The organism is Caulobacter sp. (assembly GCF_965279145.1).
Lineage (GTDB): Bacteria > Pseudomonadota > Alphaproteobacteria > Caulobacterales > Caulobacteraceae > Caulobacter.
In genome coordinates this window covers 2,547,316-2,568,751 of the sequence record NZ_OZ257139.1, presented here as the reverse complement: position 1 = coordinate 2,568,751, position 21,436 = coordinate 2,547,316, and the positions used below count along the sequence as shown (strand labels likewise).

General features: G+C 67.7%; 12 protein-coding genes. 8 read left to right on the top strand and 4 right to left on the bottom strand.

Annotated features, from left to right (window positions below):
- Window positions 1-83 precede the first annotated feature (83 nt).
- Complete coding sequence (locus ACQY9P_RS12070; protein WP_421739017.1) at window positions 84-2,696, top strand: TonB-dependent receptor; 2,613 nt, start codon at window positions 84-86, stop codon at window positions 2,694-2,696.
- 33 nt (window positions 2,697-2,729) lie between these two features.
- Here the strand turns inward: ACQY9P_RS12070 and ACQY9P_RS12065 are convergent, their stop codons facing one another.
- Entirely contained in the window at window positions 2,730-3,746 is a 1,017-nt protein-coding gene (locus ACQY9P_RS12065; RefSeq protein ID WP_421739018.1) for a cupin-like domain-containing protein, read from the bottom strand.
- Window positions 3,747-3,871: 125 nt separating this feature from the next.
- Between ACQY9P_RS12065 and ACQY9P_RS12060 the strand changes: the two genes are divergently transcribed.
- Window positions 3,872-5,443 (top strand): DUF5597 domain-containing protein, encoded by a 1,572-nt coding sequence (locus tag ACQY9P_RS12060; protein WP_421739019.1) that lies wholly within the window; start codon window positions 3,872-3,874, stop codon window positions 5,441-5,443.
- Between the two features lie 33 nt (window positions 5,444-5,476).
- Here the strand turns inward: ACQY9P_RS12060 and ACQY9P_RS12055 are convergent, their stop codons facing one another.
- The 3 genes from ACQY9P_RS12055 to ACQY9P_RS12045 form a co-directional block, all read right to left on the bottom strand.
- Window positions 5,477-7,153 carry a glycoside hydrolase family 43 protein gene (locus tag ACQY9P_RS12055; protein WP_421739020.1) on the bottom strand — a complete coding sequence of 559 codons (1,677 nt, stop codon included), beginning with the start codon at window positions 7,151-7,153 and terminating at the stop codon, window positions 5,477-5,479.
- Between the two features lie 109 nt (window positions 7,154-7,262).
- On the bottom strand, window positions 7,263-8,417 hold the full coding sequence (locus ACQY9P_RS12050; protein WP_421739021.1) for an endo-1,4-beta-xylanase: 1,155 nt from the start codon (window positions 8,415-8,417) through the stop codon (window positions 7,263-7,265).
- Window positions 8,418-8,559: 142 nt separating this feature from the next.
- Entirely contained in the window at window positions 8,560-11,736 is a 3,177-nt protein-coding gene (locus ACQY9P_RS12045) for a TonB-dependent receptor (RefSeq protein ID WP_428150106.1), read from the bottom strand.
- A gap of 422 nt (window positions 11,737-12,158) precedes the next feature.
- Here ACQY9P_RS12045 and ACQY9P_RS12040 point away from each other — a divergent pair, with 422 nt between their 5' ends.
- The 6 genes from ACQY9P_RS12040 to ACQY9P_RS12015 all read left to right on the top strand — a co-directional run bounded on the left by ACQY9P_RS12040 (window position 12,159) and on the right by ACQY9P_RS12015 (window position 21,212).
- On the top strand, window positions 12,159-13,700 hold the full coding sequence (locus tag ACQY9P_RS12040) for a tryptophan halogenase family protein (RefSeq protein ID WP_421739023.1): 1,542 nt from the start codon (window positions 12,159-12,161) through the stop codon (window positions 13,698-13,700).
- Window positions 13,697-15,196 carry a tryptophan halogenase family protein gene (locus ACQY9P_RS12035; RefSeq protein WP_421739024.1) on the top strand — a complete coding sequence of 500 codons (1,500 nt, stop codon included), beginning with the start codon at window positions 13,697-13,699 and terminating at the stop codon, window positions 15,194-15,196. Before ACQY9P_RS12040 ends, ACQY9P_RS12035 begins: the two co-directional genes overlap by 4 nt.
- Window positions 15,197-15,235: 39 nt before the next feature.
- Window positions 15,236-16,756, top strand: coding sequence for a tryptophan halogenase family protein (locus ACQY9P_RS12030; RefSeq protein WP_421739025.1), 1,521 nt, complete (start codon window positions 15,236-15,238; stop codon window positions 16,754-16,756).
- Window positions 16,753-18,267 (top strand): tryptophan halogenase family protein, encoded by a 1,515-nt coding sequence (locus ACQY9P_RS12025; protein WP_421739026.1) that lies wholly within the window; start codon window positions 16,753-16,755, stop codon window positions 18,265-18,267. Before ACQY9P_RS12030 ends, ACQY9P_RS12025 begins: the two co-directional genes overlap by 4 nt.
- A gap of 159 nt (window positions 18,268-18,426) precedes the next feature.
- The gene (locus ACQY9P_RS12020; protein ID WP_421739027.1) at window positions 18,427-20,109 is read left to right on the top strand and encodes an MFS transporter; all 1,683 of its coding nucleotides are present in this window, start codon (window positions 18,427-18,429) and stop codon (window positions 20,107-20,109) included.
- A 14-nt stretch (window positions 20,110-20,123) separates the two neighbouring features.
- The gene (locus tag ACQY9P_RS12015; protein WP_421739028.1) at window positions 20,124-21,212 is read left to right on the top strand and encodes an HlyD family secretion protein; all 1,089 of its coding nucleotides are present in this window, start codon (window positions 20,124-20,126) and stop codon (window positions 21,210-21,212) included.
- Window positions 21,213-21,436 lie beyond the last annotated feature (224 nt).

The window sequence follows — 21,436 nt, the reverse complement described above, 5'->3', positions numbered from 1 at the left end:
AAATTGCAGCGCAACAAAGCCGTAAGAAGACCGTTCCCGGCAGCGCCGCTTCGCGCGCCGGGTTTGGTTGGGAGATCGATATCTTGAACGCTGGTGAAACCTCGACGCGGCGCGGCGTCGCGACCCGTCCTCTGCGGGCCTCGCTGATGCTGGGCGTTTCGATCGCCCTGCTGGCGGCTCCGGCCTTCGCGCGCCAGACAGCCAAGCCGACACCCGCACCCGTCGCTGTGGAAGACGACAACGAGGTCGACGCCCTGACGGTCACCGCCGCGCGCTCGCTGCCCGGCGCCGTGGTCGGCGACATTCCGCCCGAGGTGTCGCTTTCGCCGCGCGACATCCGCGCATACGGGGTCTCGACCGTGTCCGAGCTGATCACGGCGCTTGAGCCCCAGACCTCGTCGGCCCGGGGCGGAGCGGCCGGCGGCCGGCCGGTCATGTTGGTCAACGGCGGGCGGATCTCGAGCTTCGCCGAGGTTCGCGACATCCCCACCGAGGCCATCGCCCGCGTCGAGATCCTGCCCGAGGAAGTCGCCCTGAAATACGGCTATCGCGCCGACCAGAAGGTGGTGAACCTGGTGCTGCGGCGGCGCTTCCGGGCGTTCACGGCCGAGGGTGGCTTCCGGATCCCGACCGAGGCGGGCGGCGGCGACGCCAGCGACATCCGCGCCAACGTGCTGAACATCCTGCGCGACAACCGCTTCCTGGTCGACCTCAAGGCCAGCGGCCAGACCGCCCTTTACGAGACCGAGCGCCACATCGCCCAGCCGCGGTCCGACGCGGCCTATCGCAGCCTGCTGCCCGAGCAGAAGACCTGGTCGCTGAACACCGTCTACAGCCGCCCGATCAAGAATGGCGTCTCGGGCACGATCAACGCCAGTGTCGACTCCACCGACAGCACCAGCTGGCTGGGCCGCAACACCCTGGCCGGCGGCCCCCTGCGGCGCGAGTCCGACAGCACCACGGCCCACCTCGGCGGCGGCCTGCTGGGCGCGATCCAGGGCTGGCGCTGGGCACTGACCGCCAATGCCGAGCGCGGCAAATCCGACAGCACCACTGATCGCGTGATCTCCGGCCTCGGCTATCGCGACATCTCCAACTCGGTCTCGACCTCGGCCGATGGCGAACTGACCGTCAACGGCACGCTGTTCCGCATTCCGGCCGGCGCGGTCACCACCACCGTCACCGGCGGATTCGAGACCGTGAAGCTGGAGAGCGACTCCGTCCGGGCCGGCGTGGCGCGTTCGGGCGAGCTGTCGCGCGACACCGGCAGCGCCAAGCTCAATTTCGACCTGCCGCTGTCCAGCGTCCGCAATGACGTTCTGGCCGGGATCGGCAACCTGTCGCTGAACCTCAACCTGGCCGCCGACAAGCTGTCCGACTTCGGGACCCTGACCACCATCGGCTACGGCGCCAACTGGTCCCCGATCGACAAGCTGCAGGTCATCGCCTCGGTCACCCGCGACCAGGGCGCCCCCACCCTGCAGCAGATCGGCGATCCCGAGCAGCTGACCCCGGGAACCCAGGTCTATGACTTCAAGCGCGGCGAAGCGGCGGTGATTTCGCGGCTGACGGGCGGCAATCGCAACCTGCTCGAGGAGGAAGGCCGGGTGATCAAGCTGGGCCTGACCCTGAAGCCGACCACCGACCTGACGCTGACCACCAGCTACACCAATTCGCGCACCGACAACCTGATCTCCAGCTTCCCGACGGCCACCAGCCAGATCGAGGACGCCTTCCCCACCCGCTTCGTGCGCGACGCCTCGGGCAGGCTGGTCCAGATCGACGCGCGACCGATCAACTTCGACCGGCGCCAGACCGACGAGCTGCGTACGGGCTTCACCTTCCGCAAGTCATTCGGCCCGCAACCCCAGCCCGGCCAGTTCCGGCAGGGTCAGGGCCAGGGCGGCGCGGCGAGGGTCGCCTCCACCACCGGCCAGGGCGGCGCCCCGGCGACAGGACAGACCGCGGGTCAACCCGCGACCGAGGCCGCTCCCCCGCCCCCCGGCCTGGACTCAAACACGTCGGCGACCGACGCGCGGCGCGCGGCGGCAGCCGGCGGCGGGGGCGGCAATTTCGGGGGCCCCGGCGGCGGCTTCGGGGGCCCCGGCCCCGGCGGCGGCGGCTTCCGTGGCGGCCCCGGCGGCTTCGGCGGCGGCCCGCCCGGCAGCGGCACCTTCCAGATCGGCCTCTATCACACCGTCAAGTTCACCGACGAGATCACCATCCGCCCAGGCCTCGCGCCTCTGGACCTGCTGAACGGCGCCTCGATCGGCTCGGGCGGCGGCACGCCCAAGAACCAGCTGGACCTGCAGGCCAACGTCTCGCGCAGCGGCCTGGGCGCCAGCATGAACGCACGCTGGCAGGAGGGCACCACCGTGCGCGGCTCTGGCGCGACCGGCAGCCAGGACCTGGACTTCTCGGCCCTGACCACCGTCAACCTGCGCCTGTTCGCCGACCTCGGCGCGCAACCGGCCCTGCGCCGCTCCACCTTCTTCCGTGGCGCGCGTGTCAGCGCTTCGGTCGACAACCTGTTCGACGCCAAGCAGAAGGTCCGCGCCCCGGACGGCACGACGCCGATCACCTATCAGGAAGACTATCTGGACCCGCGCGGCCGCACGATCCGGCTCAGCTTCCGCAAGGTGTTCTTCCCGTCGTTCCCGGTTCCCCCGGCGGGCGCGCCGCGTCCGACCCGATAGACCGGCAAGGGGCGGCGCTCACGCGTCGCCCCCTCAGCCGCCCTTGCCGAGACCATGCAGCAGGAACGCCCTGACGTTGCGGGTCAGCTGCGGCGATAGCGGCCCCAGCACACCGCGCATGTCAGGCGGCAGGTGGTCGCCCGCCGTCTCGCCCTCGAAGACATAGTGGTCGAAGATCGCTCGCCAGGCCCTGCGCTGGGGCTCGGGCAGATGGCGCAGCGACATCAGGGCGTGGATCAGCACCTCGAACGGCGAGCCCGTCAGGCCCCCCAGATCGCTCCACCAGAAATTCACCAGCACGTTCAGCGGTCCGGTCGAGCGCACGTGGTGCCACCAGAGGGTCGGGATATAGATGGCGTCGCCCGGCTCCAGCTCGGCGCTCATCCCGTGCGGCAGGGCGTCTGCGAAGCGGGGGTGGCGGGTCAGGTCCGGCTCATCCAGCGACACCAGGCTCACCGGCTGACCGGCCGGGGTGAAGTCCAGCGGTCCGACATAGAGATTGGCGGTCTGCTCGGGGGGAAACAGGGTGAAGCGCCGGCGGCCGGCCACGACCACGGCGATGTTGTCGGACAGGTCGTAGTGGGTCTGGATGCTGGTCTCGCCGCCCACCCAGACGCGGGCCTCGATGTCGGAGGCCAGCAGGGGGTTGCGGTTGGCGGTCTCGAAGCCCGGCAGGATCTGTGAGGCGGGCGCCGAGCCGACATAGATCGACGGCGCGTCGTCGCGACCCGCGCCGGCCAGGATCTCGTCGATCGCCGCCGACATCGTCATCGGCCGCCGCTCGAAGTTCACCGCCCGGCCCTGCGGCGCATAGAAGAACCGACCGCGGATTTCGGGCGGACCGACAAAGGCCTGGACCGGCGCGCCGCGATCGAAGCCCTTCAGATAGCCTGCCATGACCTGAGGCGTGTCGCGCCCCGCCACGACCGCCGGCCAATCGGCCGCGAAGCCGCGCAGCACCACCGGGCGATAGGCCGGAAGGATCTCGTCGCGGAACACTCCGGGCGTGACGGCTGAACGCTCGGGTATGGGCGGGAAGGTCAGGGTCATGAACGCTCTACTAAACCGTCACGCCAACGAAAGCCGCAACCAAGAGTCAGAACAGGATCAGGACCGGCTGGTCAGGACGATGTTCGACATTGATCTTACAAATTCCATAGGGTCATCTGACCTCCATGCGCATCCTGTTCCAGACCCTCGGCGCCGTCGCGCTGTCAGCCGGCCTGCTGGCCACGTCCGCCCATGCCGAGGCGATCCCCCGCCTGGCCCGTCACGGCGACGCGACCCAGCTTCTGGTCGACGGAAAGCCCTTCCTGATCCTCGGCGGAGAACTGGGCAATTCCACGGCCTCAAGCCTGCCCTATCTGGACCGGCAGTGGCCGACCCTGAAGGCCCTGAACCTCAACACCGTGCTGGCGCCGGTCCAGTGGGACCAGATCGAGCCGGTCGAGGGCAAGTTCGACTTCACCGTCCTCGACGGCGTCATCGCCCAGGCCCGCGCCCATGACACCCGTCTGGTCCTGCTGTGGTTCGGCAGCTGGAAGAACAGCATGTCAACCTATGTTCCGGCCTGGGTGAAGCGGGACGGCAAACGCTTTCCCCTGGCCCGCTCGGCCGACGGCAAGGTCCAGGAAATCCTCTCGCCGGCCAGTCCCGCCACGACGGCGGCGGACGCCAAGGCCTTCGCGGCCCTGATGACCCACCTGAAGGCCGTCGACGGCGACAGGCGCACCGTCCTGATGATCCAGGTCGAGAACGAGATCGGCATGCTGCCCTCGGCCCGCGACCACTCGGCCGACGCCGAGGCGGACTTCAGAAAGCCCGTGCCGGCGGCGGCGCTGAAGGCCCTGGGCAAGACGGGGACGGGAAATTGGGAGACTGTGTTCGGCAAGAGCGCCGCCACCGACGAGCTGTGGCAGGCCTGGTCGTTCGGGCGCTTCGTCGAGGCCGTCGCCTTGGCCGGCCAGAAGGCCTATCCGCTGCCGATGTACGTCAACGCCGCGCTCAACAAGGCCGGCGTCGCGCCAGGCGGCTATCCCAGCGCTGGACCCCTGCCCCACCTGTACGACATCTGGCGCGCGGCGGCGCCGTCGGTGACCCAAAGCCCGGACATCTACTATCCCGACTTCACCCACTGGGCGGCGCAGTACGATCGGCCGGGCAATCCGCTGTTCATTCCCGAAGCCGATCGGGCCGGCAAGGTCGAGGCCCCCGCCAACGCCCTGTGGGCGTTTGGCGAGCATGACGCGATCGGCTTCTCGCCGTTCTCGATCGAAAATGTCGATGCGCCGGCCGGCAACCCGCTGTCGAAGGCCTATGCCCTGATCGACAGCCTGTCGCCGCTGATCCTGGCGCATCAGGGCCAGGGCACGATGCGCGGCTTCCGCCCACCCGTCGCCTTCGACGGGACGGTGGACGAGAAGGCCCAGAGCGCGACCCTGGGCGACTGGACGATGACGGTGTCCTTCGTCGATCCCTGGACGCCGCGAGACAAGCAGACCGTCGCGGCCCATGGCGGGCTGGTGATCCAGCTGTCGGCCGACGAATTTCTGGTGGCGGGCTCGGGCCTCACTCTCACCTTCGGCGAAGGCGTCGGCCTGGAGAGCGTGCGCGAGGGCCGCTATGTGGATGGCCAATGGATCGAAGGCCGCTGGCTGAATGGCGACCAGACGCACCAGGGCCGACACGTGCGGCTGGAGCCCGACCAGTTCGGCGTGCAGCGGGTGAAGCTGTATCGGTATCGCTAGAACCCGCCGCCGCCGCTGACGGGGCAGCGGCGCCTAGCGGCCCCCGTGGGCATACACTCCGAACAGCGCCCCCACGAAGCCGCCCGCCGTCTTCGTGCTCAGCACCGTGCCATCGGCGTCGGCCTTAAGGGTCGTCCACGCCCCGGGCTTCAGCGAATAGGCGAAGTCATAGGCGCCGCCGCGCGCGGTGATGCGCAGATTGACCGCCTGGCTGGAAACGAGGGAAATCGGCTTTTCAGCCACGACCACGCCGTCCGTCGGATCCTTTGGTCCCTTGCGCTGCTCGACCCGCATCATCGTCCGGCCATGGTCACGCACCAGTCCGACGAAGTAGTAGAAGTCGTCGTTCTGGATGACCACCAGCCCGGCCTTGTCTCCGTCGGCCTTGGGCGTGAAACGCAGCGTGGTCTGGGCGCTGGCGTGGGTGTGCTGCTGGCGACGCCCCCAGAACGAGGGTTGCGCGTTTTCGCCCAGCTTGTCGGGACGGGCTTCCAGGGTCAGCGCCCCGTTCTTGACGGCCCACCAGCGGCTTTGCGGGATGCGCATCGTCATCCAGTTCAGCGGCAGCTCGGGGCCGGCAAAGGTCTCGACCGCCTTGAACGCGCCGCTGGTCGGCGGCGGGATGACGGCCGGCGCCGGCAGCTTGGGCGCGGCGGCGACATACGGGATCGTCTTGCCGTTCTCCAGGATCACCGGCCAGCCGTCCTTCCACTCCACCGGCAGCAGGAAGGTCTCGCGGCCGGTGTTGTAGAGGTCGTCGCCATAGGGGCGGACGGCCAGGAAGGTGGCCCACCACTTGCCATCCGGCGTGTCGACCAGATCGCCGTGGCCGGCCGAGGTGATCGGCAGCGGACGATCCTTGGGCAGGCCGCGCTGGGTCAGGATGGGGTTGTTCTCATAGGGCTTGTAGGGCCCCAGCACCGTGTCGGCGCGCAGCACCACCTGGCTGTGGCCCTCGGCCGTGCCGCCCTCCGCGGCGGTCAGGTAGTAGAAGCCGTCCTTCTTGAGAATGTGCGGACCCTCGGGCCAGATCGGCTTGGTCGACGGGTCGACGCCCTTGTCCAGAAGCACCGTGCGCGGGCCGATCATCACCTTGGCCTTGGGATCGTATTGCTGGATCCAGATGGCGCGGTGGCCCTGATATTCGGCTGGCCCCGGCGGCTCGTCGTTGTTGAGAATCCAGGTCCGTCCGTCGTCATCGAAGAAGATGGAGGCGTCGATGCCGCCGACGCTGGGCAGCCAGACGGGATCGGACCATGGCCCCTTGGGGTCCCGGGCCGTGATCAGGAAATTGCCGCCGCAGTCGACGCAGGTGTTGAGAATGTAGAACGTGCCGTCGTGCTCGTCGATCGATGGCGCGAACACGGCGCGCGACAGCCCCAGGCGCTTGAAGTCCAGCATGCCGGGACGATCGATGGCGTTGCCGATCTGGGTCCAGTGGACGAGGTCGGTCGAATGCCAGACCGGGATACCGGGGAAATAGGCGAAGGTTGAGTTGACCAGATAGTAGTCCTTGCCCACCCGCGTGACGCTGGGGTCGGGATAGAAGCCGTTCAGGATCGGGTTGCGGTACTGGCCGGGCCCCAGCTTGATCCGCGCATCGACCGGGTCGGCGCCCTCGTAGGTAAAGTGCGTGAAGGTGGCCGTGTTGGGCGCGGCGTGGGCCGTCGACGCCAGCAGGGCCAGGGCGATCAGGGCTGAGCGGATCATTACGCATCCTTCCATTGTCATCCCGGCCAAGCGCGACGCGCGCCAAGCCGGGACCGCCGGAAACGCCGGCGTTTGCCGAGGTCCCGGCTTTCGCCGGGATGACAGAGACTTACCGAACCGGCGCCGCCCGCAGCGCAGCCGCCACGGCCTCGCGCAGCGGCTTGGGTTGATAGGCGTCGTCATAGAGCGTCGGGCGCTTGGGCTTCTTGTCCTCGCGCAGCCACTGGTTCTGCAGCCAGGAATATTTGTCGACCATGCCCCAGGCCAGAACCTCCTTAGTCTGACGATAGGACAGCATCAGGTCCAGATAGCCCTTGGCATAGGCCGCCACCGCCGCGTCGCGCGGGGCGAAGTCATAAGGCAGGCCCTTGTCGTGGACGTCGAACTCGGTGATCAGCAGGTCGTAGCCCATGCCGGTGGCCTCATCGACGAAGGCCCGCCATTCCTTCTCCTGGGGTCGGCCAAAGCCGGTGAAGCTGTCGGCGTTCTCGGCCCCAATGTGGCTTTGTACGCCAAGCGCATCGACCGGGGTTCCGCGCTTCCTGAAGCCTTCCAGCAACTTGAGCACGCCGTAGCGGTGCTTCTCGTTGCCGACCTCCCAGCTCATGTAGTCGTTATAGACGAGGCGGGCCTTGGGCGCGGCGGCGCGGGCCGTGTGGAACGCCAGGTCCAGGGTCTCGTGCTGGCCGAGAATGTCGGAAAAGACCGTGCGGCGGATCGCGCCGTCGGCCGGATCAACGGTCTCGTTGACGACATCCCAAGAGATCATCTGCGGGTAGCGCTTGCAGACCGTGTCGATGTGCTGGACCAGCATGGCCTGGGCATTGGCCGTCCGGGCCGGACCGGCGCCGAAGTCGTAGGTCTTGATCCAGGCCGGGAACCACTGGGGATGGTGCCACAGCAGGGTGTGGCCACGCAGGGCCTGGCCGTTGGCCTTGGCGAACGCCGCGATGCGGTCCGCGCGTTCGAAGGCAAAGCTCTGGGGCCCCGCGGCGCGAACCACGTACCACTTGAGCTCATTCTCGGGGACCAGGACGCCGCACTCGTCCGCGAGGATCTTGCGATAGGCCGCGTCCTCGAACGAACCGGTCAGCGACCCCACCGGGCCGGCGCCCACGGCGCTGCCGAAATAGAGGCCCTTGTCGCGGGCCAGAGCGGCCAGCGAGGTCGGGGCGGCCAGCGCCGGAACAGCCGCCAGGGTCGCGGCGGTCGCGCCAAGGGTCAGGGCCTGTCTGCGGGATAGGACCGGCTGAAAGGAAGACATCGGCGGACCTCTCCAGAAAAAACGCGCACCGCCAGGGACGATGCGCGGAGGAAGTTGGCAGGAGTCGAGCACCCGAGGTGGAAGCCCGTTTCCGGGCAACCGCGCCGACCCGAGGGTCTGGGCCAGCGCGGCCGCCAGGAACCTAGAAGCTCGCGCGGAGCACGAACGTGTAGCGGCGGTCGCTCATGAACCATGAGCGGCCGGTCTTCAGCAGGCTGTCGTTGAGCACCTGCGTGGTCTTGGTGGTCTCGTTCAGCAGGTTCACGCCCTGGATGCCGACCTTCACCTTCGGATTGACGGTGATGAACAGCGAGCCGTCCAGCTGGCCGGTGGCCTCGTTCATGATCGGGGCATACGGCACGATCACGTCGCGGACGGTCAGCAGGAAGTCCGAACGCCAGTTGTAGGCCAGACGGGCCGAGATCGGGCCCTTCTCATAGATGGCCGCGAAGTTGGCGTTGTGTTTGGACAGGCCCTGCAGCGGCAGCTTGCTGGTGTCGACCGTCGTCACGCGGCCGGCGGCCACGTCGGGGTCGGTCGCCGACAGCGTGCTTTGCGGCACGCCCGAGCTGTCGATGTAGCTGTAGTTGGCGTTGATGCCGAAACCGTCGAGGGGCTTGGGCAGGAAGTCATAGAACTGCTGGTAGCCGATCTCGAAGCCCTTGACCTTGGCCTTCGTCGCCGAGTTGCCCGGCGTGGTCACCAGAACGTCGAAGGTCGCGCCGTTGTTGGTGAACGGGATGCGGGCCGTCGAGTTGAAGGCGACGTTGGTCAGTTCCTTGTAGAACAGCGCCAGGGTCAGCGAACCGACGGGGGCGAAGTACCACTCGGCCGAGGCGTCGAGGTTCTTCGAGCGGGTCGGCTTCAGATAGGGGTTGCCCACCGTGACGTTACCGCTGGGGCGGCCGTTGCTGATGCCGTCATTATTGGTGTTCAGCGACAGGTTATAATAGTTGCGGGTCAGGCCCACTTCCGGCGGGGTGATCCCCTGCGACGCGGCAAAGCGCAACTGCACCTTGTTGGGCAGAGCGACCTTCACGTTGAAGCTGGGCAGCCAGTAGTTGAAGCTGGCCTTGGCTGTGTTGGCCGAGCTGGCGCCGTTGGCCCACAGACGCGCCTGGGCGCGAACCGCCGGCGACAGCGAACAGAACGACGGGATCGGCTGGCCGGCCGGGATGGCGCTGCAGTCGGCGTCGGTCTGGAAGGTGCTGCGCGGGAACACGCGATAGCCGGAGGCCTCGCGATCGGTGGCGGTGTAGCGCAGGCCGACATTGCCGGTCACACGGATGCCGCCGTCCAGGTCGCCCGCGAACTTCATCATGCCGTAGAAGGCTTTGTTGGTTTCGAGGATCGGGTTGATTTCACCCGGCCGGAACGGCGTGCCCTTCACGACATCGCAGCGCTGGGCCAAAGGCACCCAGTTCTGCGGACAACCGTCGGCGCCGTTACGCGCCCGCCACTCGTCGCCGATGCTCAGCGCGAAGGCCGAGAACGCCGAATAGTTGTCGGTGATGTTGCTCGCGTAGTACGGGCGGCCTTCGGTGCCGGTCGGCAGCGAAACCTGACCGTGCATGAAGTTGGCGAAATCGACCAGCTCGATCTTGCCGGTGCTGTCCGTACCGACCGTGCCGGGCAGACCGTTGGCGTCGGGAACGCCGTTGATCTTGTCGCTCATCCAGACGGGGCCGCCTTCGCCCCAGATCTCGCTGAGCACGCCCCAGTTATAAGACGAGAAGCGGGTGGTCTGGTCGCGCTCGGACCAGCGTACGCCCGCCTTCACGGAGTCGAACCAGGTGTCGTTGTCGAACTTGTATTCGACGTCGACCTTGACCGCGTCTTCCTTGCCGTCCGACAGCTCGATGTGGTCCATCGCCGAGCGCCAGAACGAGTTGTACGGGTCGCTCAGGTTGTTGTGCGTCCCGCGATCATACGAGCTGCAGTTGGCGTCGTAGGGCAGGCAGTTCGAGATCGCCGCGCCGGTGGCCGGTGCGATGAAGCTGACCGAAGGCAGGCCGTTGCCGTTCAGCTTGATCGCGGCGTTCTGGAAGGTCGAACCCCACAGACCCACATCGACGTTGCGGACCTTGGAGTCCACGTGCTGGGCGTCGAACAGCACGCCCCAGTGGGCGTTCGGCGTCCACTTGAAGTTAAAGCCGAAGTCGCTGGTGGTGTAGGTCTGATCGACGTCGCGGCGGACGTTGTTGGACTGCAGACCATAGGTCGGCGTGCGCGGATCGGCGCCGTTCTGGTCGGCGCGCCATCCGGTAACGCCGGTGATGATGCCGTTGGTGAAGACGCCATTGCTGTCATAGGTGAAGCTGGTGCCGTCGATCGGACGCGAGTCACCGTTGCCGGCGACGTTGTCCGTGGCGATTTCCATCGCGTGCTCGGTCCACTGCTGGCGCGAGTCCGAGCGCAGATATTGCAGCGCGGCCTGCATGGTGCCGTCATTGCTCTTCCACTGCACGGCGACCGCCTGGCCTTCGCGTTCGCGCTGGGTGGTGGTGGAGCGGAACGCCGCGCCGCGCGGGAACCACACGCCCTTCGTCCCATTGCCGCAGTCCGCGGTCGCCACGCCCAGATTGGTGCGGCAGCCGAAGTTCGACACCTGGATGGCGTCGCCGCGGGTGGTCAGCTTGGAGTCGACATAGCTCAGCAGCAGGCCGAACTCGCCGGCGGCGGTGTCGAAGCGGTCGCTGTAGAGGAACGAATAGGTCGGCTGCGAGTCCTTGGACAGGTCGCCCCAGCTGCTTTCGACCGACATCGACAGCAGGCGCTTGTTGCTGTCGAAGGGCAGGCGGGTGCGCAGGTTGACGGTGCCCGAGATGCCGCCTTCGATCTGGTCGGCCGAGGGGCTTTTGAACACGTCGACGCCGCCCATCAGTTCGGACGGAACGTCGGCGAAGCTCAGGGCCCGGCCGTTATTGGCCGAGAAGGTGTCGCGGCCATTCAGCTCCGAACGCACGAAGTTCAGACCGCGCACGACCACGCCCGAACCTTCGACCGAGAAGTGGTCGGGGTCGACGCCCGCGGCGAAGCGGTTGATCGACACGCCGGGTACGCGCGACAGGGCCTCGGTCACCGAGCGGTCCGGCAAGGCGCCGATGTCTTCGGCGGTGATCGAGTCGCCGATGATTTCCGACGATTGCTTCAGCTGTTGCGAGCTTTTCAGGCTCTGGCGGATGCTGGTGACGATAACCTCGTCCACCGTCTGCGCGTCATCGGCCTTCTTGGCCGTCTGCGCCTGGGCGAAAGCCGGGACCGCGAAGATCGCGGCGCCAAGCGCCACGGCCGACGCGCCGTGTTTCAAGCCAGACATAAAGGAATTTCGGCCACGCGATGCGTATGCCCCTGGAACTGAGCCCATGATTTTTCACCTCCCCATTTTTGGTTAGCGCCGGTAGCGCTACCATTGGTCATGTTACCGCGACCATTATTGGTCAGATCATATGATCTGCACCGGCTCGTCAAGCGTTGCCACGCGGGTCCGGCTCACGTAGCCATGAAGGGGGATCGATCGGAATGAGAGTTTTCGGCGCTACTCGGTCCTGCCCGAGCCGCGCTGGAGTCTTTTCCCGCCGCTTGCCTCCCCCTTCGTGGTCAAACCACGAGGCCGGATCTTGACGTCCGGATGACGTGACGATGACAACGTGAGACAGCGTTGTCAATTTACAGTTTGTCGCCAAGGCCATTCATCCAAAAACGGTCACGCGACAAATGGGGATCGGAGGAAGCGACGTGATGGAAAACCCGGCGGACTCGAGGGAAATCAGGAAGATCGTCATCGTCGGCGGCGGAACCGCCGGCTGGATGACGGCTGCGGGGCTGAGCGCCGTCCTGGCCGATTCAAGGGTGACCATCGCGCTGGTGGAATCGGCCGAGATCGGCATCGTGGGGGTCGGCGAGGCGACCGTTCCGCACATCCGGAATTTCAACGCCAGGCTGGGCCTCGACGAGGCCGATTTCATGCGCAAGACCCAGGCGACCTACAAGCTGGGCATCGAGTTTCGCGACTGGGGACGCAAGGGCGAAAGCTACATCCACCCCTTCGGCGCCTTTGGTCAGCCGATCGGCGGGGTGGCCTTTCACCAGCATTGGCTGCGGGCGCGCCAACTCGCGGAAAGAATGGGCGGCGAGGCCGACGGCGTCGAGGCCTACAGCCTGCCGATCGTCGCCGCGCGGCTGAACCGGTTCGCCCCGCCGTCGACGGACCCGCGCTCTCTGGGCTCGACCTTTTCCTACGCCTATCAGTTCGACGCGGCCCTCTACGCCCAGTACCTGCGCGCCTATTCGGAGACGCGCGGGGTCGCGCGCACCGAGGGCAAGATCCTGGACGTGTCCTTGCGCGGCGAGGACGGCTTCGTGGAGGCCGTGACCCTGGAAAGCGGCCAGCGGATCGAGGGCGACCTGTTCATCGACTGCTCCGGCTTCCGGGGCCTGCTGATCGAGCAGGCGATGAAAACCGGATATGAGGACTGGACGCACTGGCTGCCCTGCGACCGCGCCGCGGCCGTGCCGTGCGAGTCGGTCGGGCCGCCCACGCCCTATACCCGCGCCACCGCCGATGACGCCGGCTGGCGCTGGCGCATTCCGCTGCAGCACCGGGTCGGCAACGGCTATGTCTATTGCAGCAGCTATGTCAGCGACGACGAGGCCGCGCGCACCCTGGTCGACAAGCTGGACGGCAAGGCGCAGGCCGACCCGCGCTTCCTGCGGTTCACGACCGGCCGTCGCAAAAAGCAGTGGAACCGCAACGTCGTGGCCATCGGTCTGGCCTCGGGCTTCCTGGAGCCGCTGGAAAGCACCAGCATCCACCTGATCCAGGTGGCGATCACCACCCTGCTGGAACTGTTCCCCGAGCGGGGCTGCGCCCGGGCCGACCAGGACGAATACAACCGCGTCATGGACCTGGAGTTCGAGCGAATCCGCGACTTCCTGGTGCTCCACTATCACGCCACCCAGCGCGATGACTCGCCGTTCTGGCGCGACAAGGCCGCCGCGCCCATCCCCGACAGCCTGGCCTACAAGATGGAGCTGTTCCGCGAGCGGGGCATGGTGGTGAAGTATCGCGACGGCTTCTTCCTGGAGCCCTCGTGGCTGGCCGTCTATCTGGGCCAGAACATCCTGCCGCGCGGCTATGATCCGATGGCCGACACGATCGATCCCGCCGAGGCGGCGCGACGCCTGGCCGAACTGAAGGCGGCCGTGCAAAGGACCGCCGAGGCCATGCCCAGCCACCAGGCCTTCCTCGAACGCTTCCGCAACGCCCGGGCGGTGGCATGACCGGGCCCTCCCCGGCCCTGCCCCTGGGCCGCGTCGCCATCTTCGGCGGCGGCGTCGAGGCCTGGATGACGGCCGCCGGCCTGGCTCGCGCCACGGGCGGACAGGCCGCGATCCGCGTCGTCGAGACTGGCCCGGCGCCGACCGGGGCGCTGTCCACCCTGCCGGCCCTGCGCTCGTTCCATGCGTTGCTGGGCCTGGACGAGGCGGCGCTGATGGCGGCCGCCCGGGCGACCTACAAGCTGGGCTCGCGCTTCTCGGGCTGGACGCCGGGCGCCAGCCACTGCGACGCCTTTGGCGAGATCGGCGCCAGCCTGGAGGGCGTGGGTTTCCACCACTACTGGAACCGCCTGCGCCTGGCGGGTCAGGTCGCGCCGCTCGACGACTACAGCCTGGCCGCCACGGCCGCGATCCTGGGCCGCTTCTCGCCGCCCAGCCCCGATCCCCGCTCGCCCCTGTCGACCCTGGCCTATGGACTTCACCTGGACGCCGGCCGCTATGTCGCGGTGCTGCGCGAGCTGGCCCTGCGCGGCGGCGTAACGGCGACCCGCGGCGAGATCCGCGATGTGGCCCGCGACGGCCAGACCGGCGACATCGAGGCGGTCGTCCTGGAAGACGGCGAACGGGTCGCGGCCGACCTCTTCGTCGACTGCACTGGACCCAGCGCCCGACTGATCGGCCAGGCCCTGGCCGAACCTTTCGAGGACTGGTCGGACCTGCTGCCGGCCGACCGCGTGGTGCGGATCGGGGCCGAGGCCCGTCGCGACGCGCCGCCCCTGACCGAGATCGAGGCCGCTGCCGACGGTTGGCGCTGGCGCATTCCGCTGCGCGACAGGCTGGACAGCGGCCTGGTCTATCGCGGCGACCTGACCGGCGACGAGGCGGCCTTGCGCGCCGCCAGGGTGGGCCTGCCCAAGCACGGCCTTTCGGAGCCCCAGTTCCTGTCGTTCCGCAACGGCCGGCGCGCCCGGTCCATGGTGCGGAACTGTGTGGCCATCGGCGGCGCGGCGGGCGTGGTCGAGGCGATCGACGCCAGCGACATCCATCTGATCCAGAGCGGCGTCACCCGACTGATCGCCCTGTTTCCACGGTCGGGCGGCGGCGTGGCGATGGACGAATACAACCGCCTGGGCGCGGAGACGATCGAGCGCGTCCGCGATCTGGCCATCCTGCACTATCGCCTGGCCCAGCGTCGCGACGGCGCGATCTGGGATCTGGGCCGTGAGGGCGCCATGCCCGAAAAGCTGGCCTACAAGCTCACCCAGTTCGAAAGCCGCGGGCGCGTGGTGATGTACGACGAGGAGACCTTTCTGGAGCCGAGCTGGATCGCCGCCTTCATCGGCCACGGCGTCACGCCCGGACGCCATGACCCGCTGGCCGACCGCATGCCACTGGAGAAGGTTCGCGCCACCCTGGAGCGAATGCGGACGGTGCTGCGCCAGACCGCCGAGCGCCTGCCCACCCACGCCGAGGCGCTGGCGAGGATGGCCGATGCCTGAACACCATGACGCCTGTCGCCGTATCGAAAGCGTAGCCCCATGAACGACAACCCCATTCGCAAGGTGCTGATCGTGGGCGGCGGCACGGCGGGCTGGATGACGGCCGCCGCGCTTTCAAAGGTGCTGAAGACCGTCCAGATCACGCTGATCGAGAGCGACGCCATCGCCACGGTCGGCGTGGGCGAGGCCACGATCCCGCCGATCAACACCTTCAACCAGCTTCTGGGCCTGGATGAAGCCGACTTCATGCGCCAGACGCGGGCCAGCTTCAAACTGGCGATCGAGTTCGTCGACTGGACGCGGCTGGGCCATCGCTATCTGCATCCGTTCGGCGGCTTTGGCCTGGATATCGAAGCCATCAAGTTCCACCAGTTCTGGCTCAAGGCCCAGAGCCAGGGTTCGACCCAGCCGATCGACGACTTCAATCTGTCGGCCACGGCCGCCCGCCTGGGCCGGTTCATGCTGCCCAGCAAGGATCCCGGCCAGGTCCTGTCCAGCCTGAAGTACGCTTTCCATTTCGATGCTGGCCTCTATGCCCGCTACCTGCGCCGCTTCGCCGAGGGCCTGGGCGTGGTTCGGCGCGAGGGCAAGGTGGTGGACGTCACCCTGCGCGGCGAGGACGGCTTCATCGACTCCGTCACCCTGGAGGGCGGCCATGTCGAGACCGCCGACCTGTTCATCGACTGCTCCGGCTTCCGCGCCCTGCTGATCGAGGGCGCCCTGAAGACGGGCTATGAGGACTGGGGCCACTGGCTGCCCAACGACCGCGCGGTGGCCATGCCCTGCGAGACCGGCGGCGACGGCCTGACGCCCTTCACCCGCGCGACGGCCGACAGCGCCGGCTGGCGCTGGCGCATCCCGCTGCAGCACCGCACAGGCAACGGCTATGTCTATTCCAGCCGGCACATCAGCGATGAGGACGCCCTGGCCCGCCTGCGCGCCACCCTCGACGGTCCGGCCCGGGCCGAGCCCAATTTCATTCGCTTTCAGGCCGGTCGCCGCAATCAGATGTGGGTGAAGAACTGCGTCGCCATCGGCCTGGCGTCCGGCTTCCTGGAGCCTCTGGAAAGCACCAGCATCCACCTGATCCAGGCCGGGATCACCAAGCTGCTGGCCCTGTTCCCCGACCGGGGCTTCGATCCCGTCGAGACCGCCGAGTACAACCGGCTGAGCATCCTGCAGACCGAGCTGATCCGCGATTTCATCATCCTGCACTTCAAGGCCAACGAGCGCACCGACAGCGACTATTGGCGCGCGGCCCGCGAGATGGAGATCCCCGAAAGCCTGCAGCGCAAGATCGACCTGTTCGCCGCGCGAGGACGCCTGTTCCAGTCGGACTACGACCTGTTCGCCGAGCCCAGCTGGGTGGCGGTGCTGCTGGGCCAGAATATCCGCCCCCGCAATTACGACCCGCTGGTCGACACCCTGGACGAGCAGGTGGTGCGCGGCCAGCTGGAGCGCCTGTCGGCTCTGGTGCGCCGCACCGCCGAGGCCCTGCCCACCCACGAAGCCTTTATCGCCCGCTATTGCGCGGCCCCTGATTTCGAGAAGACCGCATGATCATCGACAACCGCCTTCGCCGCGTCGTCATCGTGGGCGGCGGCACCGCCGGCTGGATGACCGCCGCCGCGCTGGGCCGCTTCCTGACGCGGGACGGCCAGACCAGCGTGACCCTGGTGGAGTCCGAAGCCATCGGCACGGTGGGCGTGGGCGAGTCCACGATCCCGCAGATCAACATCTTCAACCGCATGCTGGGCCTCGACGAGAACGACTTCGTCCGCAAGACCAAGGCCACCTTCAAGCTGGCCATCGAGTTCGTCGACTGGAAGGAAATCGGCCACAGCTATCACCACCCGTTCGGGCCCTATGGTGTCGACATGGAGGCGGTGTCGTTCCACGCCTATTGGCTCAAGCTGCACGCCATGGGCCAGGACACCGATCTGGGGGCCTATTCCCTCAACACGCTGGGCGCGCGGCAGAACAGGTTCATGCGCCCCAACGGCCAGGCCAATTCGCCGCTGGGCTCGATCGCCTACGCCTTCCAGTTCGACGCCGGACTCTACGCGAAGTACCTGCGCGAATACGCCGAGGCGCGCGGGATCGTGCGCCAGGAGGGCAAGATCGCCACCGTTCAGCAGAATGGCGAGACCGGCTTCGTCACTTCCGTCACGCTCGAGAGCGGCGATGTCATCGAAGGCGACCTCTTCATCGACTGCTCGGGCTTCCGCGGTCTGCTGATCGAACAGACCCTGCAGACCGGCTACGAGGACTGGTCGCAATGGCTGCTCAATGACCGCGCGGTGGCCGTGCCCTGCGCGCTGGGCGGTTCGACGGCGCCGGTCACCCGCGCCACCGCCCGCCCGGCCGGCTGGCAATGGCGCATCCCGCTGCAGCATCGCCTGGGCAACGGCTACGCCTATTCCAGCGCCCATATCAGCGAGGACGAAGCCACCGCCTATCTGCTGGCCCATCTGGATGGCGAGCCGCTGGCCTCGCCCAACCAAATCCGCTTCAAGGCCGGGCGCCGCAAGAAGAGCTGGAACAGGAACGTCGTCGCCATCGGTCTGTCGGCCGGCTTCATGGAGCCGCTGGAGAGCCAGTCGATCCACCTGATCCAGGTGGGCATCGCCCGCCTGCTGGCCATGTTCCCCGACCGCGACTTCCGCCAGCCCGACATCGACCGCTACAACCGGGTGATGGCGTTCGAATACGAGAAGATCCGCGACTTCCTGATCCTGCACTTCAAGGCCACGAAGCGGAACGACACGCCCTACTGGGACTATCTGCGTGAGATGTCGGTCCCCGACTACCTGGCCGACAAGATGGCGGTGTTCGAAAGCTACGGGCGGATCTTCCGAGAGAACGAGGAGCTGTTCAACGACACCTCATGGTTCGCGGTGATGGTCGGCCAGGGTCTGCTGCCCAAGGGCTACGACCCGATGGTCGACGTGATGAGCGACGACGAGCTTCGCGGGCGCATGGCCGAGATCAAGTCGGTCATCGCCCGTTCGGCCGAGGTGATGCCGGGCCACTTCGAGTTCATAAAGGCCAACTGCGACGCCATGAACTGATCGCCTTTCCTGCGGTCAGCGGACTTAGAAGGCGCTTGCTGGGCGCCGGGCGAAGCGTGGTGGCGGCCAGCGAGAAGCGATGTCAGGGTCGATTCAAATCGAACCTTAACCGTGCTTGCGAGTTCGACACTCCATGCGTCCCACCTCGACCGAAAATCCATGAGCCAGCGGCCTCACGACCTCCCGTGGGCCGAGTATGTCGCGACGCTGCAGCCGCACGAGCGACCGACCCTGCCGGGATCGCCGGCGACGCCCGACCACCCCCTGTCGCGCCGCGTGCGCTACGCGCTGACCGGCGTTCTGGTCTCGCTGACCGGTGGCCTGGGCGCGGCCGTGGTCAGCGCCAACCTGCCGTCCCTGGCCGGCGATCTGGGCGTCAGCACCACCGAGGCCGCCTGGCTGCCGATCGTCTTCGTGATGACCAACGCCTGCATGAACCTGCTGCTGATCAAGTTCCGCCAGCAGTACGGCCTGCAGCTGTTCACCAAGCTGACCCTGACGGTGTTCGTGGCCGTCACCCTGGCCCACCTGTTCATCAACGGCTTTGGCTCGATGATCGCCGTCCGGGCGGTGGCGGGCATCTGCGCGGCGGGCATGTCGTCGCTGGGCATCCTCTACATGATGCAGGTCTTCCCGCCGGCGCACCGGCTGAAGGGCCTGATCATCGGCATAGGCCTGGCCAGCTTCCCCGCGCCCATGGCCCGGATCTTCGCCAATCCGCTGGTCGAGCTGGCCGGCTGGCAGGGGGTCTATCTGTTCGAGGCGGGGCTGGCCCTGCTGTCGCTGGCGGCCGTGCTGGGCCTGAAGCTGCCGCCGTCGCAGCGGTTGAAGGTCTTCGACCGGCTAGACTTCGTCACCTTCGCGCTATTCGCGCCGGGCGTGGCGCTGCTGTGCGCGGTCCTGGGCATGGGCCGCATCGTCTGGTGGACTGAGGCGGCGTGGATCGGCTGGGCTCTGGTCGGGTCGATCTTGCTGCTCGGCGCGGCCCTGGTCATCGAGCACAACCGCGACGATCCGTTGATCAACCTGCGCTGGATGGCCAGCGGTGACATCGTCCGGCTGGTGATCTCGATCCTGCTGGTGCGGATCGTGCTGTCCGAGCAGACCTCCGGCGCGGTGGGCTTCCTTCAGCTGATGGGCCTGGGCGTCGACCAGCTGACCGGCCTGTTCTGGGTGATCCTGGCGGCGACCACGGCGGGCACGGCCGCCAGCGCCCTCTCGCTGAACATGACCAAGTTGAACAAGCCCATCGCCATCGCCCTGGCCCTGATCGCCGTGGGCGCCTTCATCGACAGCCACGCCACCGTGCTGACACGGCCGGTGAACCTGTATTTCAGCCAGGCCCTGCTGGCCTTCGCCGCCGCCTTCTTCATCGGCCCGGCCCTGCTGATCGGCTTTGTCCAGGTGCTGACCAAGGGCGCGCAGAACCTGGTCAGCTTCATCGTGGTGTTCTCGCTGGGCCAAAACATCGGCGGCCTGGCCGGCGGCGCGATCGTGGGCACGCTGCAGGTGGTGAGGGAGAAATTCCACTCCAGCCAGCTGACCGAGCAGATCACGCTGGGCGACCCCAATGTGGTGCTGCGCCTGCAGCAGCTCTCAGGCGCCTATGCCCGCGTGGTCGGCGACCCCGCCGCGCGCAATGTCGAGAGCCAGCGCCTGCTGGGCCAGCAGATCACCCAGCAGGCCAATGTGCTGGCCTATAACGACGTCTTCCTGATGATCGCCATCGTCGCCCTGCTCGGTGCGGCCTGGGTGACGTTCGTCCATTTCCGCCCGCGCATCCTCGCCCGCCGCGCCACCGCCCGACAGGCGGCGGAAGCCGCGACCGACACCCCCGCCTGACAGAGCCGAAAGCCATGACCGACCAAGCCCCCACAGCCGCTCCCCAGCCCGCCGCGCCGTCCGCCCCGCCGCCGGCCAACCGGGTGATGTGGACGGTCGTGCTGATCGCCGTCGCCGTGCTGGGCGCGGGCATGGTGCTGTACGCCTGGAAGCTGCCGCCGTTCTCCCGGACCGTTCAGCGCACCGACAACGCCTATGTGCGCGGCCAGGTGACGGTGATCGCGCCGCAGGTCACCGGCTACGTCACCGAGGTGGCGGTGCAGGATTTCCAGGTCGTCAGCCAGGGCCAGTTGCTGGCCCGGATCGACGACCGGATCTACGCTCAGAAACTTCGCCAGGCCCAGGCGGCGCTGCACTCGGCCCAGGCGGCCCTGGCCAATTCCGAGCAGAGCCAGACCTCGGCGCGCGGCTCGGTGGCCCAGTATCGCGCGTCGATCGCCGGGGCCGAAGCGCAGGTGGTCAGGGCCCGCGCCGACGCCGACCGCGCCGCCAAGCTGAAGGCCGGCGGCTGGGTGGCCCAGGCCCAGGTCGACATCACCCGCGCCGCCCTGCGCGCCGCCGAGGCCCAGTTGGCCCAGGCCCGCGCCCAGGAGGGCATCGCCGCCACGGGCGTGACGTCCACCGTCGTGGGCCGGCGCTCGCTGGAAGCCGCCGTCGAGAACGCCCAGGCCCAGGTCGACCTCGCCAGCATCGACCTGGCCAATACCCGCATCACCGCCCCGCGCGCCGGTCGCCTGGGCGAGATCAGCGTGCGCCAGGGCCAGCAGGTGGCGGTGGGCACGCAGCTGATGGCCCTGGTGCCCGACCGGATCTGGGTGACGGCCAACTTCAAGGAAACCCAGCTCAGGCGCATCCGCGTGGGCCAGCCCGCCGAGCTGTCGGTGGATGCGCTGGACGAGACCCTGCGCGGCCGCGTCGAGCGGATCGCGCCGGCCACCGGTTCGGAGTTCAGCGTCATCAGGCCCGACAACGCCACGGGCAATTTCACCAAGGTGGCCCAGCGCATCCCGGTGCGGATCGCCATCGACCCCAACCAGCCGCTGTCGGCGCGGCTGAGCCCTGGCATGTCGGTGATCGCAAAGGTCGATACGGCGGCCCACTGAGCCGCGGCGCGCGTCCGACTTGTCAGACCTATATCCAGGCAGACGACTGGGTGGCGCGCACGCAGGCCATGAACACGCCGCCAACAGGGCCGGAACAGGCGCCGTGGCCGCAAAACCTCAGTCACATAACAATGGTCCGACCAGCTCGCGATTCTAAGGTATGACCACGTTGACTTAAAAGGCCTTACCTCGTAACGCTCTCACCTGTGACCGCTACCATTAGA